The 15,924-nt window shown below is 26.8% G+C and carries 13 protein-coding genes; all 13 read left to right on the top strand.

From position 1 onward, the window contains the following. The first annotated feature begins 158 nt into the window (after window positions 1-158). The 13 genes from I4U66_RS06480 to I4U66_RS06420 all read left to right on the top strand — a co-directional run bounded on the left by I4U66_RS06480 (window position 159) and on the right by I4U66_RS06420 (window position 15,921). On the top strand, window positions 159-1,205 hold the full coding sequence (locus I4U66_RS06480) for a hypothetical protein (RefSeq protein ID WP_092925422.1): 1,047 nt from the start codon (window positions 159-161) through the stop codon (window positions 1,203-1,205). A gap of 124 nt (window positions 1,206-1,329) precedes the next feature. Continuing rightward, complete coding sequence (locus I4U66_RS06475; protein WP_092925424.1) at window positions 1,330-1,983, top strand: diphthine--ammonia ligase; 654 nt, start codon at window positions 1,330-1,332, stop codon at window positions 1,981-1,983. 200 nt (window positions 1,984-2,183) lie between these two features. Continuing rightward, a complete protein-coding gene (locus I4U66_RS06470) occupies window positions 2,184-3,800 on the top strand; it encodes a Na/Pi cotransporter family protein (RefSeq protein WP_195928620.1) in 1,617 nt (538 codons plus the stop codon). Window positions 3,801-3,937: 137 nt separating this feature from the next. Next, window positions 3,938-4,477 (top strand): chromate transporter, encoded by a 540-nt coding sequence (locus I4U66_RS06465; RefSeq protein WP_092925428.1) that lies wholly within the window; start codon window positions 3,938-3,940, stop codon window positions 4,475-4,477. Further along, window positions 4,474-5,040, top strand: coding sequence for a chromate transporter (locus tag I4U66_RS06460; RefSeq protein WP_207733573.1), 567 nt, complete (start codon window positions 4,474-4,476; stop codon window positions 5,038-5,040). Before I4U66_RS06465 ends, I4U66_RS06460 begins: the two co-directional genes overlap by 4 nt. A 229-nt stretch (window positions 5,041-5,269) precedes the next feature. Next, the gene (mutS, locus tag I4U66_RS06455; protein ID WP_195928619.1) at window positions 5,270-8,299 is read left to right on the top strand and encodes a DNA mismatch repair protein MutS; all 3,030 of its coding nucleotides are present in this window, start codon (window positions 5,270-5,272) and stop codon (window positions 8,297-8,299) included. A gap of 41 nt (window positions 8,300-8,340) precedes the next feature. After that, on the top strand, window positions 8,341-10,461 hold the full coding sequence (gene mutL / locus I4U66_RS06450; protein WP_195928618.1) for a DNA mismatch repair endonuclease MutL: 2,121 nt from the start codon (window positions 8,341-8,343) through the stop codon (window positions 10,459-10,461). Window positions 10,462-10,475: 14 nt separating this feature from the next. After that, the gene (gene miaA / locus I4U66_RS06445) at window positions 10,476-11,417 is read left to right on the top strand and encodes a tRNA (adenosine(37)-N6)-dimethylallyltransferase MiaA (protein WP_092925434.1); all 942 of its coding nucleotides are present in this window, start codon (window positions 10,476-10,478) and stop codon (window positions 11,415-11,417) included. 85 nt (window positions 11,418-11,502) lie between these two features. Beyond that, complete coding sequence (gene hfq / locus I4U66_RS06440; RefSeq protein WP_092925437.1) at window positions 11,503-11,745, top strand: RNA chaperone Hfq; 243 nt, start codon at window positions 11,503-11,505, stop codon at window positions 11,743-11,745. 158 nt (window positions 11,746-11,903) lie between these two features. Continuing rightward, entirely contained in the window at window positions 11,904-13,181 is a 1,278-nt protein-coding gene (locus I4U66_RS06435) for a methionine gamma-lyase family protein (protein ID WP_195928617.1), read from the top strand. A 329-nt stretch (window positions 13,182-13,510) separates the two neighbouring features. Then, window positions 13,511-13,606, top strand: coding sequence for a helicase C-terminal domain-containing protein (locus tag I4U66_RS15020; RefSeq protein WP_166505556.1), 96 nt, complete (start codon window positions 13,511-13,513; stop codon window positions 13,604-13,606). Between the two features lie 191 nt (window positions 13,607-13,797). Beyond that, complete coding sequence (locus I4U66_RS06425; protein ID WP_092925443.1) at window positions 13,798-13,995, top strand: hypothetical protein; 198 nt, start codon at window positions 13,798-13,800, stop codon at window positions 13,993-13,995. 156 nt (window positions 13,996-14,151) lie between these two features. Continuing rightward, window positions 14,152-15,921 (top strand): hypothetical protein, encoded by a 1,770-nt coding sequence (locus tag I4U66_RS06420; RefSeq protein WP_242871312.1) that lies wholly within the window; start codon window positions 14,152-14,154, stop codon window positions 15,919-15,921. Window positions 15,922-15,924: the final 3 nt, after the last annotated feature.

Genomic DNA, 15,924 nt, shown 5'->3' with positions numbered 1-15,924 from the left:
AATTTAAATAATAGCTAATTAGTAAAATAATAGAAACATCAACTAAAAATATATGCTTATATAAGCTAGTTAATTTTTAAATTTAAAAACTAACTATAAGATAAAATTCATGTTATAATTATATATGACTTTAAACTATAATTAGTAAGGAGATTAAAATGTTAGAAGACATCACAAGAAATGACATAAATATATATGTAAAAGAAGATGAAAGATACATAAGCATACCAAAAGATATAATAAATAATAATACACATCTATTAGGTGATTATATAAAAATACAGTCAAGTATAAATAACTTAAAATCTGATATAAATAGATATCTATTTGATAAAAATAGTGCTAAAAACGATACACAGATATTAAATGATATTATAAAGTTAAAAAGTGAAGAAAAATTAGAAGATGTACTTGCTTATACTGACATAGATTTAAGTAATATAGAAGATAAATTAAAAAAGCTTTGTGCATGTTTTTCTATAAGTGTAGATGATATAAATTCTATCAAAGATGAATTAGCAAGTAATTATGTAAATAATTCACACGATATGGGTGTAGTAGACAAGTTATACATAAATGAAATAATTAAACATATAGAGGATTCTCATATGTATTCCCTTAGAGATAGATCTAGATATGGGACTATATCTAATGAATATAAGGTAAAAAGTAGAGATGAGATAATAGATTTAAATGAACATGAAATAGGTGGACAATATGCTCCAATACTTGTTATATATAGACCTGCAAAGTATGTAAGAGGTGAATATATACTAGAAGAGAAATCTTATGTATATATAAAAAGGCAACCATTAAATGCCCTTATAAATCAAGAAAGATTAGAAGAAAAAGGTATTGATTCTATGGGAGCTATAATTTATAAAAAGTTAAAGGCAGATCTTACCAATGAAAATCTTCAAGAAATACTAGCCGAACTTTATGTATATTCACAACAAAACTCTTTAAAATTTGAAAATATAAGACTAGCAGATATAACTTCCAATAAAGTATGGATGACAGCAGATAAATTAAAAAAAGAATTCAAAGAACTTAGATATTACAATAAAAACCTTACACAAAAAGTTAAAGAAATATATGATTCTGCTAATAATTATTACACTCAAATAGGAGGAAAGTACATATTTAACACAAGAGAATTTATGCACTCATACAAAACATTTAAAGGTAAGGATATTAGTAAATAAAAATAAAGTCTACATATATTGTAGGCTTTATTTTTGTAAATTTACTTTTGAGTTGATACATAAAATGACTTTTTATATAATTAATATATAGTGTCATAAAAAATCAGATAAAAGGAGAACGTGTATGGGAGAGAAATTTGTAATGTCATTTAGCGGGGGAAAAGATAGTACTCTAGCATTATATAGAATGATAAAAAGAGGTTATGAGCCCGTGGGTTTACTTGTAACCTTTAAAAAAGGCAAAGATAGTTCATTTACACATAGTATAAAAAAAGATTTATTATATAAAGTAAGTAAGTCTTTAGATATACCATTATTAATAGTAGAATGTGACATGAATAATTATGAAAAAGAATTTACAAAAACACTTTTAAAAGCCAAGGATATGGGAGCTAAAATTTGTGTATTTGGGGATATAGATATAGTAGATCACAGAAAATGGTGTGAAGATAGATGCAGTGAAGCTAATATAAAGTGCGAACTTCCACTTTGGCAAGAAGACAGAGAAGCTTTAGTTTATGAATTTATAAACGAAGGATTTGAAACTGTTATAAAAATAGTTAACTTAAAATATTTACCAATTGATTTATTAGGACAAACTTTAAATAAAGATGTAGTTAAAAGAATAAAGGATTTAGGAAGTGATCCTTGTGGAGAAAATGGAGAGTATCATACTTTTGTAGTTGATGGACCTATATTTAAAAATAAAATAAAGTACATACAAAATGAGAATGTCGTAGATAATAACTATGGTATATTAGATATATCATTAGTATAATTATATTTTGTACAAGTAAAAAGATATAGTTTTTAACTATATCTTTTTATGATTATTTAAATATAAAAAATATTTAAAAAGTTAAAGAAATGTAAAAAATTTAACATAAAATTAACAAAACATGTCGAAAATTCTGATAAGATAAAGAGGTGACAAAAAAGTAAGAAAAATAACCATAATTTTCTGAGGAGGAATAGACAGTGAGCATATTCATAAACCTTATTGGAGGTTTAGGACTTTTCTTATATGGAATGAACTTAATGGGAGAAGGTCTTCAAAAATCTACTGGACCTAAGCTTGAAAAAGCTATCGAACTTTTAACTAGTAATGTAGTAATGGGTGTTTTAGTTGGTGCCGTTGTTACAGGAATTATACAAAGTAGTGGAGCTACTACTGTAATGGTAGTTGGTTTTGTAAATGCAGGTATAATGAGTTTATACCAAGCAATAGGTGTTATAATGGGTGCAAATATAGGTACTACAGTAACAGCTCAGTTAGTATCATTTGATGCAAGTATAATATCATCATTAGCCCTTGGGGTAGGAATTATATTATATATGATAGGATCTAAATCAAAGCCAAATCTAAAAAATATATCAGAAATATTAATAGGTTTTGCTATATTATTTATAGGTATGGAATTTATGAAAGAGGCTGTGGCACCTTTATCTAAAATTGAAGCATTTAGAAATATGCTGCAAGGTCTTGCAAGTCATCCAGTAATAGCTTTACTTGCTGGTTTTGCTATGACAACTTGTTTACAAAGTTCAAGTGCATCAATGGGAATATTAATAGCGTTAGCATCACAAGGATTAATGCCACTTTCTGGAGCATTACCAATATTATACGGAGATAATATAGGAAGTTGTACAACATCTTTAATATCAAGTATAGGAACTAACAAAAATGCAAAAAGAGCTGCAGTTATGCACTTAACATTTAATGTAATAGGAACAACATTATTTATGATAGTACTTAACAAACCAATAAGTATGATAGTTACACATTTAGATCCAACAGATATATCAAGACAAATAGCAAACTCTCATACTTTATTTAATATAATAAATGTAATAATATTATTACCATTTTCTAAGTACATAGTTAAGATAGTGATGAAGCTTATACCTGATAATGGTGATGAAGAATATGATGAAAGAGCAACTAAGTTTTTAGATGAGCGAATGCTAGAAACTCCATCAATAGCATTAGGAAATGTTGTAAAAGAAACCTTAAGAATGGGAAGAAAAGCCAATGAAACATTAGAGTGTTCAATAAAAGCTATTAGAGAAAATTCACAAGAAGATATTCAAAAAACTTTTGATAAAGAAGACATAGTAAATCAATTACAAAAGAAGCTTATAGATTATTTAGTGAAATTATCTAAGAAATCTTTAGATGATAAATTAATAGAGCAAGTTGACTTTTTATTTAATACAGTAAATGATATAGAAAGAGTTAGTGATCATTCTGAAAATATGGCTGAACTAGCACAAGATCTTATAAATTCAAATGCTAATTTATCAAAAGAAGCAAAAGATGAAATAGCATATATTTATGAAAAAGTTACAAAAGTATATACATTATCTCTTCAAGCTATGAAAGAAGATAATAAAGAACTAGCAAAAGAGGTACTAGGCTTAGAAGAAGAAGTTGATTGTATGGAGAAATCATTTAGATCAAGTCACATGGAAAGATTAAATAAAAATCTATGCAAAATAGACTCTGGTATAGTTTACTTAGATTTATTAAGTAATTTAGAAAGAATAGCAGATCATTCAACTAATATAGCTAAAAGAGTTATACATTCAAAATAATTAAAAAAACAACCCTAAAAAACAGGGTTGTTTTTTATGATTTATATTACTATTTTGTATTAAAAATTTAAGATATAGATTTTTACAATACAAAATAGTAATATATACATATATAGTAGAAATAATAAGGAGACGATATGAAAGAGTTACTTGATTTATTTAAAACTTTTGCAAGGATCGGTGGATTAACATTTGGAGGTGGTTATGCAATGCTTCCTATGTTAGAAAAAGAAATAGTAGATAATAAAAATTGGGTTACAAATGAAGAACTATTAGATTACTACGCAGTAGGGCAAGCTACACCAGGTGTAATAGCAATAAATGTTGCAACATTTGTAGGATATAAAACAAAAGGTATATTAGGAGCAGCTTTTGCTACAATAGGAATGGTATTCCCATCACTAGTTATAATTATATTAATAGCATCAACTCTTAAGAATTTTTCTAATTATAAAATTGTACAGCATGCATTAGGTGGCATAAGGGTAGCAGTAAGTGTTTTGATATTTAATGCAGTTTGTAAGCTGTATAAAAACTCAGTTAAAGATAATATAGGAACTATAATATTTTTATCAACCGTTATACTAGGTGCATTTTTCTATGTTTCTCCTATTTATATAGTAGTAGGGGCGGCAGTATTTGGTATAGCCTTTAAATATAGGAGAGATGAAAAATGATTACATATATACAGTTATTCTTTGAATTTTTTAAAACTGGACTATTTGCAGTAGGTGGTGGACTTGCAACACTCCCGTTTTTAAGTGATATAGCAAGTAAATATAATTGGTTTGATAAATCAATGTTAGCTGACATGGTGGCAGTTAGCCAATCAACACCAGGGCCTATGGGAATAAATATGGCAACATTTGCTGGATATAATGCTAAAGGTATTATAGGTTCTTTAGTTGCAACAACAGGACTTGTACTTCCATCATTTATAATAATAATTATAATAGCTAACTTTTTAAATAAATTTAAAGAAAATACTATAGTTACATCTATATTTTATGGATTAAGACCCGCAGTAACTGGACTTATAGCAGTAGCTTTATTTGAAATATTAAAGTTATCTATAATAACTGTAAGTAATTTTGTTGAAAGTAAAAATATATTATATATATTTGACTACAAAGCTTTAATATTAGCTATAGGTATATTTATATTATCTAGAAAATCTAAAAAACACCCGGCTATATTTATTTTAATAGGAGCAGTAGCCGGAATAATATTAGGGCTTTAAAAGATTAGTCAATTTGACTAATCTTTTTTATGATAAAGCAATAACTGTAGAGTTAAAATAGATTTAATAAAAAAGAACTGACATAAATTTTGCTAGTTCTTTTTTATTATTAACTTAATAACAATTTTCAGTTATGGTATAATAAATAATTAGATTAAAGTTAAAGATTAAATATTTAAACTTACGAAGTCTTAAAATAAACATTAGCATAAAACATAAGGAGGCAAATATGAATATAGACAGAAATAAACTAACTCCTATGATGAAACAATATTTTGAAGTTAAAGATAGATATCCTGATTGTATATTGTTTTTTAGATTAGGAGATTTTTATGAAATGTTCTTTGAAGATGCAATAGTTGCTTCAAAAACACTTGAAATTGCACTAACAGGAAAATCTTGCGGATTAGAAGAAAGAGCACCAATGTGTGGGGTACCTTTCCATTCTGCAAATGCATATATATCAAAGTTAGTAGAAAATGGATATAAAGTAGCTATAGGTGAGCAATTAGAAGACCCAGCTAGCGTTAAGGGAATAGTTAAAAGAGATGTTATAAGAGTAGTAACGCCAGGGACAGTACTTGATGGAAGCTTACTTGAAAATAAGAAAAATAACTACTTAATGAGTTTATATAAAAACAATGATAATATAGGTCTTACTTATGTTGATATAAGTACAGGTGAAGTAAATGCCACTTTCTTAAAAGAAGAGAAAGTTATAGAAGAAATAGCAAAAGTTCACCCAACTGAAATTATATTAAATGATTTAGATTTTATAGAGAAACTAAAAAACATAGCAACAGTTAGTAATATATATATAAATGAAAACTTTGATAATAACTACCTAGATGCTGAAATACTTAAAGAATACTTCACAGAGGCATACCTTCAAAGATTAAACTTTGATGATAATGGACTTATAAAGTCTTCTTTATCAATATTACTTAACTATATATACAACACTCAAAAGCAAGTAACATCAAATATTAATAATATAAACATATATAATAGTAGTGAATATATGGTATTAGACATGTTTACAAGAGTAAACTTAGAACTTACTCAAACTATAAGAGGAAATAAGAAAAAAGGTTCACTTTTACATGTATTAGACAAAACATCTACTGCTATGGGAGGGAGACTTCTTAGAAAATATGTAGAAGAACCATTAGTTAATAAAGAGCGTATAAAGAGAAGACTTGATGTCATAGAAGAAATCAAAGAAGATTTTATGTTAAGAGAAGATTTAAATGAAATACTTAAAACTGTATACGATATAGAAAGAATATGTGGGAAAATTGCCTTTGAAAGAGTTACTCCAAAGGAACTAATACACCTTAAAAATTCTATAGAAAATCTTCCAAAGCTTAGAGAAACTATAAATGATTCTAGTGTAAGTATACTTAAAAAATATATAGCTAATATGGATATATTAGATGATATATATAACCTTATAGAAGAAGCTATAAAAGAAGACCCAGGTATAAATTTAAAAGAAGGAAACATAATAAAATCTGAGTTTAATGATGAATTAAAAGAGTTTCGTGATATATCTAAAAATGGAGCATTTTTAATAAAAGAAATTGAAAATAGAGAAAAAGAAAAGCTTGGTGTTAAATCACTTAAAATTGGATTTAACAAGGTATTTGGATATTTTATAGAAATAACTAAAGCTAGCTTAGCTACTGCAAATATAGATGATAGCTATATAAGAAAGCAAACTTTAAGTAATGCAGAAAGATTTATAACTCCAGAACTTAAAGAAATAGAAGATAAGATATTAAATGCTGAAGAAAAGATAAAGTCTTTAGAGTATGAGATATTTGTAAATATAAGAAATAACATATATGAAAATATAGATAGAATACAAAAAACTGCTAAAACAATAGCAAATATAGACGTATTTGTGTCACTTGCTACTGTGGCATATATTAACAACTACGTTAAGCCAACTATAAGTGACAACAATAAACTAGATATAAAAAATGGTCGTCACCCTGTAGTTGAAAACTTAGTAGGAGAAGAAAACTTCGTACCAAATGATACTTATTTAAATACTGGTGAAAATATAATAAATATAATAACAGGGCCAAATATGGCAGGTAAGTCTACATATATGAGACAAACTGCAATAATAGCTTTAATGGCACATATTGGTTCATTTGTACCAGCGGAGTTTGCTGAAATTCCTATAATGGATAGAATATTTACTAGAGTTGGTGCTAGTGATGACTTAAGTCAAGGACAATCCACATTTATGGTAGAGATGAGTGAAGTATCTCATATACTTAAAAATGCTACAGAAAAAAGTTTAGTTATACTTGATGAAATAGGAAGAGGAACAAGTACTTATGACGGTATAAGTTTAGCTTGGTCAATAGTTGAATACATTCAAAATAATATAAAATGTAAAACACTATTTGCAACACATTATCATGAATTAACAGATTTAGAAAATGAGTTTAGTGATGTCAAGAATTATTCTATAGCTGTTAAAGAAGATAATGACAATATAATATTTTTAAGAAAAATAGTACCACAAGGCGCTGATAAGAGTTATGGGATATATGTTGCTGAACTTGCAAAGTTACCAGATTTAGTTATAGCTAGAGCTAAAGAAATACTTAGTGATTTAGAAAAAAATCATATGTATGAAAGTGTAACTATAAATAATGAAAAGAATTTAGTTTTAAGTGATAGTATTGAAATAGGTAGATTAGAAGACGAATACAATATATTAAAGTATAAATATGAAGAGCTAAATAGGAACTATATATCTTTACAAAATAGTTATAATAATCTAGATAAAGAAAACGAAGAATTAAATAGTAAAATAAATAGTAGTAACATGATAAAAGAAGTTGCAATATCTCAAACATTAGAGGATGAGTTAAGTAAAGTAAAGGTTAATATAGATTCTTCGAAAGAGTTAGAACTTGAATCATTAAGAACTGAGGTAAATAAATTAGAAGATGAGTACAATATATTAAAGCACAAATATGAAGAGTTAGATAGAGACCATATATCTTTACAAAATAATTATAATAATCTAGATAAGGAAAATGAAGAATTAAATAGAAAAATAAATAGTAGTAACAGGGTAAAAGAAGTTGCAATATCTCAAGTTTCATTTGATAATCTGGGGCAAACATCTTTACTAGATGAAATAGCAAATATAGACATATTAAATATGACTCCACTAGATGCTATGAATACCATATATATGCTACAAAGAAAAGCCAAGGATTCACTTAAATAATTACCTTACTAAACTAAAGGTTTGATAAGGGAGGAATAAATATGAATAGAATTAATATTTTAGATGATTTAACTATAAATAAAATAGCAGCAGGAGAAGTGGTTGAAAGACCATCTTCTGTTGTTAAAGAATTAGTTGAAAATAGTATAGATGCAGGAAGTACTAAAGTAATAGTTGAGATTATTGACGGTGGTAAAAAGTTAATAAGAATAACTGATAATGGTTGTGGTATAGCCTCTAGTGAAGTTGATAAGTCATTTTTAAGACATGCAACAAGCAAAATTGAGAAAATTGATGATTTATATGACTTATATTCCCTAGGTTTTAGAGGAGAGGCACTAGCATCTATAAGTGCGGTAAGTAAGCTTGAAATGATAACAAAAACTAAGGAAGAATCAATAGGAACCAAGGTTATAGTTGAGGGTGGAAAGATTATATCTAAGGAACCAGTAGGATGTTCTAATGGAACTACTATCATAATAAAAGATATATTTTTTAATACTCCAGCTAGACAAAAGTTCTTAAAATCAAATCATGCTGAAACTATAAATATAAGTGATTTAATAAACAAATTAGCTATAGGAAATCCTAATATTCAATTTAAATATATAAACAACAACAAACCTATGTTAAATACACCTGGAGATAATAGATTAATTAGCGCCATAAGAAGTATATATGGAAAAGATGTATGTGAAAATTTAGTTAAGCTTAAATATAAAAGTGATAACTTTGAAATAAGAGGTTATGTTGGAGATAATAATGTGTATCGTTCAAATAAAAACCTTCAGCATATATATATAAACAAGAGATTTGTTAAAAGTAAAATTATATTAGATGCTATAAATGAAGCTTATAAAGGTATAATACCTATAAATAAACATGCTGTATGCTTTTTAGATATAAAAATTAATCCAGGTAGTATAGATGTTAATATACATCCAACAAAACTTGAGGTAAAGTTTGAAAATGAAAAAGAAGTATATATAGAACTTAGAGATTTAATAAGAAGAACATTACTTAACAATCATTTAATAGGAAAATATGAAGCTAGCGATAGTATAAATAATTTAGATAAAATTAATGCAGTAGATAATAAAAGTAGTATACTAAATAAAAAAGAAGCCAAAGTTAATTTAGATGATATAGCTATGGATAAGATAGAGGTAGTAGAATTAGACAGTCAAAAACCTATAGATAATTTTTTAGGATTAGATGATGTATTAAAAAGTAAAACATCAAACGACAAAAATATAAATGTTTCACATGAAAACAAAAATATTTTATACAACGAAGAAAGTACTAAAGAGGATGTTATAAAAGAAAATACACCTAAAATCTATATAGATGACGATATTAAATTAACTAAGGATTCAAATAATGAATTTTTAATAGAAGGAAACATAAATTTAGACAAAACATTTTCTATAGAGGAACTAAGTAAGTTAGATGAGGATAAAAATGATAGCTTACAAAAAAGTTTAGAAAATAATATATTAAACACTACTAATATAAATGATTTATCTATAACAAGTGATAGTGAAAGTATTCAAGAAGGATTTTTTAAAGAGGAAAAAAGTAAATTCTCTTTAAGTGAATACAAAGTATTAGGAACTATATTTGATACTTATATAGTAATGTCCAAAGGAAATTCTATGTATTTGCTAGATCAACATGCAGCACATGAAAAGGTCTTATACGAAAGGTATATGGACAAGTTTTATAAAAGTGATATAAGTATGCAAATGTTACTAGATCCAATAATATTAGAGTTATCAAATGTAGATATGCTTCAGGTAGAGAAAAACTTGGAATTATTTATGAAATTTGGGTTTGAAATTGAAATCTTTGGTAATAATCATATAATGATAAGATGTGTACCAACTGTATTTGGAGTCCCTGAAAGTGAGAAATTTATACTACAAATAATAGACAATATAGAAGATATAAATAATAACTATGAACTAAAAGGAGAAAAGTTTGCATCAATGGCTTGTAGATCAGCTATAAAAGCTAATGATAAGATAAAAAATGTAGAAATAAATAGCTTATTTAGTCAGATGGAAGCTTGTGAAAATCCTTTTACTTGTCCTCATGGTAGACCAGTATTAGTAGAGATTTCTAAAAAAGAAATAGAAAAAATGTTCAAAAGAATTATGTAGATAGGAAGGTAATTATGAAAAAGATTCCACTTATAATACTTACAGGACCAACAGCTGTTGGTAAAACAGAATTATCAATAAATTTAGCAAAGTCCTTAGATGCTGATATTATTTCAGCAGATTCTATGCAAATATATGAGTATATGGATATAGGAAGTGCGAAGGTAACTAAAGAGGAAATGAACGGTGTAACTCATTATTTGATAGATGAAGTAAAACCTAACTATGCTTTTTCGGTGTCGGAATTTCAAAGTCGAGCAAACAAATATATAGAAAAAATACATCAAGAAGGTAAAAATGTTTTAGTAACTGGTGGTACGGGATTATATCTAAACTCATTAATATACAATATGGATTTTGCAAAATCTGATGCAAACAACGAATTAAGAGATAAATTACAGCAAGAATTAAAAGAAAATGGAATAGATTATATGCATCAAAAACTAAAAGAACTAGATAGTGATGCGGCGGATAGAATACACAAAAATAATACAAAAAGAGTTATAAGAGCATTAGAAGTATGTCTTAGCGGAGAAAAAATGAATGATTTTTCTAATGACTTAAGATTTAATGAAAAATATGAACCGATAATAATAGTTCTAAATAGAGAAAGAGAACATTTATATGAAAGAATAAACAAAAGAGTAGATATAATGATGGATTGTGGACTTATAGATGAGGTTAAAAATCTTTTATCTATGGGATATACTAAGGATATGATATCTATGCAAGGAATTGGTTACAAAGAGATAATAAAGTATTTAGATGGAGAGTACACTCTTGACGAAGCAGTAGAAATTATAAAAAGAGATTCTAGAAGATATGCAAAACGTCAATTAACATGGTTTAGAAGGTATAAAGATGCGAAATGGTTTAATCTAGATGAATATAGTGATAAAAAAGAATTGGAAAAAGAAGTAAATAACTATATTGAAAAAAGATTACAACTTGTATAAAATAGAGTATAGAGGAATAGTATAAAATAAATTAAAATATATTAATCTTTAAAATTTAATTAAGATCTCGGGAGGATATATACAAATGAAAAATGCCGTATTAAATTTACAGGATATGTTTTTAAATAATGCTAGAAAAGATAAAACACCTGTAACTATATTTTTAATGAATGGAGTTCAAGTAAAAGGTTTAGTTAAGGGGTTTGATAGTTATATAATATTATTAGAAGGCGAGAACAAGCAACAAAATATGATATATAAGCATGCGGTATCAACTATAATACCTGCAAGACCTATTAATTTACAGAATCCAAATATGCAAAAATAAACTTAGATAGATAAAAGGCTAACATGTGTTAGCCTTTTTTATTTAATTATAAATGTAAAATATTTTTGAAGATATTAGTGAATTTACTTTTTAATTTGCATTAAAAAATTCAATATGATAAAATTTGATTGTTAAAATAAATAAGACAGGTGGAAAATATGCTAAAGGAAACAAAAGAATTATTACAAAGTTTCTACGGATTAGATGATGAAACATTCAACTTATCTGAAGAAGTTATAAAAGAGATAGAACCAAGATTTGAAGAAATAAAAAAAATAAGAGAATATAATCAATATAAAGTATTAAAAGCAATGCAGGAAGCCAACTTAAGTGATAATCACTTTAACTGGACAACTGGGTATGGATACAATGATATTGGACGTGAAAAAATAGAAGAAATATATGCAAGTGTATTTAATGCAGAAGATGCAATAGTTAGACCTATAATAGTTAATGGAACTCATGCACTAACTCTTTGCTTACAAGGTATAGTTAGACCAGGTGATGAGATATTATCAGTTACTGGGAAACCATATGATACATTAGAAGGTGTAATAGGTATAAGAGAAGAAAAAGGTTCTTTAAAAGAGTTTGGAGTAACTTATAACCAAGTAGATTTCTTAGAAGATGGAAATGTTGACTTAGAAGGAATTAAAGAAAAGGTAAATGATAAAACTAAACTTGTAATGATACAAAGGTCTAAAGGATATTCCTGGAGAAAATCTTTAACAATAGAAGATATAAAAGAGATAATAGATACTGTAAGAAGTGTAAAGCCTGAAGTAATAGTTATGGTTGATAACTGTTATGGGGAATTTATAGAAACTAAAGAGCCAACAGATGTAGGTGCTGATATAATGGCAGGATCACTTATAAAAAATCCAGGTGGTGGACTTGCTCTAACAGGTGGATATATAGTAGGAAGAAAAGACTTAGTAGAACTTATATCATATAGATTAACTTCTCCTGGTATAGGTAAAGAATGTGGATTAACATTTGGTACTAGTAGAACTGTACTTCAAGGATTCTTTATGGCTCCATATGTAGTTAGCCAAGCTGTTATGGGTGCAATATACTGTGCTAGAATGTTTGAAAAGTTAGGATATGAAGTTCTTCCAAAGTATGATGATCCAAGAAGTGATATAATACAAATAGTTAGACTTAAAAATGCTGATGAGGTTATAGCATTCTGTCAAGGAATACAAGCAGCGGCACCAGTTGATTCATATGTTAAGCCAGTACCTTGGGCAATGCCAGGATATGATAGCGATGTTATAATGGCAGCAGGTGCATTTATACAAGGTTCTTCTATAGAATTAAGTGCAGATGCTCCTATAAAGCCTCCATATAATGTATATTTCCAAGGTGGACTTACATTTGACCATTCTAAGATGGGTACATTAAAGGCTATAGAATACATGAAAAAAAATATTTAATATAAATACTCTATGTTATAGATAATAAGTCTATAATGTAGGGTATTTTTTTAATAAAAAGAAAACTAATATGAATAATATAAAGATATCACTAAGAAACTTAGTTGGATTTATAATGAGGCGAGGAAGTATAGATAATAGATAGTTAGGTTGAGAAAAAGCAATAGAAGGAATTAGAGGGAACAAAAGGGTTAAAAAATTATATGGCGAAAACTATACACCAGAAGTACCTATAAAGCATGCTTTTATATATGAAGGTTTAGACATAATAGTAGAAGGTAGAATAGATGAAAATACAAATCCACTATATTTAGAGCAAGCAAAGAATTATGGATTATATGACTAAGGTACTTCAAGGAGCTAGAAGATGTATAAGAACTAATAGAGATAAAGGAGTAATACTTCTCTTAGACAATAGGTATTAGCAAAGAAGGTATCAAAGTTTATTTTCATCTGATTGGAGAGATAATATTAGAGTTAGAAAAAGTGAAGACGTTAAGAATTGTTGTGATAAGTTCTGGAGATAAATAAAGGATATAAAATATAATGATAAGATATATAATTTGTTTTAAGGAATATTAAATTGATACATAGGGGTAAATACTAGAGGTGAAAAATGAAAGAAGAATTAGAAATACTAGAAAAATACCTTAAAAAGAAAAATTTAAAATACAATGAATTTAATGAATTAATAGGAAATTATTTTGTTAAAGAATATGAAGAATTAGATGATGATTACTATTTAATAAAGATAGTAAGACCAAATGGTTTAAAAGGAGAAGTATACACAGATTATATAAAGGTTATAAATTAGTTTTTTTTATCGTAAAATAAGAAAAGGTTAATTACTATTTGAACAAGCATTTATTCACGCTTAAAAATAAGATGAGGATAAACTTATAGTAAACATTTAGAGGTATATAAAAATTGGGTATAATATATAACAAAATATAATTTAGGGCGTGAGCTAATGGCAAAAGAAAGAAGACGTATAATAATAGACTTTGAAGTACTATCTAAAGCAGGGTTTTGGATGTGCTGTATGAAAGATTATAAAACGCAAAAAGAACATATTATAATAAATAATAGAGAAGAACTTTTAAGAGTATTTAACAAAAATAAAGAATCAGTATGGGTAGGATATAATATAAGAGGATACGATCAGTGGATATTAAAGTCAATAATAGCAGGCATAGATCCTTGTGATGTATCGTATAAGCTTGTTGAACGAAAAGTGTCAGGATGGAAAATAGATAGAAACTTACACAAGATACCTTTATATATATTTGAGATAAGTGACAGTTATAGAAGTTTAAAAGAGCTTGAATTATTTATGGGAGAAGATATAAGAGAAAGTAGTGTATCTTTTGATTTAGATAGATATCCAACAAAAAAAGAAATAGATGAGTTAACATCTTATTGTTTACATGATGTAAGAATGACTTATAAAGTATTTGAACAGATTTATTATAAATATGAAGCACAGTTAGGGCTTATAGAATACTTTAATTTAGATAAAGATATGTTTAATAAAACAGAAGCTCAACTAAGTGCATATATACTAGGTGCAAAAAAGCCTAATTACGATAGGAATGATACTAATGAATTTGATATAGTCAATACTTTAAAGCTTAGTAAATATAATCATATAAAAGATTGGTATGAAAATTATAATAATAGAGATTTAAAAAAATATCTAAGAACTAATGTATATGGAATTGAAACTGATTTTGGTTGGGGAGGACTTCACTCTGCTAGAAAAAAATATGAAGGGGAAGACTTTATAGTAAACTCAGATGTAAGCTCTTTTTATCCTTCTATAATGATAGAATATGATTTACTTAGTAGAAATGTAAAAAAACCTTCTAAGTACAAAGAAATAAGGGATACTAGAATTAAATTTAAAAAAGAAAATAATCCTATAGAAAAATCTCTTAAACTAGTATTAAATAGCACTTATGGTGCCTGTATGGATATTAATAATGAACTTTATGACCCTAGACAAGGAATATCTATATGCGTAAATGGACAACTTTTACTATTAGACCTTATAGAAAAGGTAGAATTGGAGTTTGGAAGCAGTGCAGAATTTATACAAGGCAATACTGATGGAGTTATGTTTAAGTTTAGTTCTAAGGAAGATGTAGATAAATACTTAGATATTTGTAGCAAATGGTGCAAAAGAACTAGGATGGATTTAGAACATGATTTTATAAAGAAGATTATACAAAAAGATGTTAATAATTATATTTATATAAAAGAGGATGGTAATATTAAAAGTAAAGGTACTTATGTAAAGAAATTAAGTTTAATAGATAATGATTTACCTATAGTTAATAAAGCTTTGAAAGAAAAGTTAATTAATGATGTAGATATAGAAACTACTATAAATAACTCTAATAAGCTTATAGATTTTCAAAAATGTGTTAAGATAACTGGCAAATATAGTCATGCTGTATATGGTAGCGAAGAGATAAAATTAAAAGTCCTTAGGGTATTTGCCAGTAAGTCGAATTTAGATTTTGCTGTTATGAAAATGAAGTCAGATAATAAGCTAGAGAAGATAAGTTATACTCCTGATAGAGTATTTATAGATAATAGTAATATTATAAATAAAGATATACCAGATAAGCTTGATAAGGATTGGTATATATCTTTGGCTAAGGATAGACTAGGTAGCTTTGTTAGTGAAGATAAATTTACTTTATTTGATTACTTAGATATATTAAATAAAAAGTAATAA

Origin of the sequence: Romboutsia sp. D33t1_170424_H2 (genome assembly GCF_015669105.1) — a bacterium.
GTDB classification, from domain to species: domain Bacteria; phylum Bacillota; class Clostridia; order Peptostreptococcales; family Peptostreptococcaceae; genus Romboutsia_C; species Romboutsia_C hominis.
The sequence above is the reverse complement of the archived record's forward strand: the minus strand, read 5'-3'. Positions and strand labels throughout refer to the sequence as shown.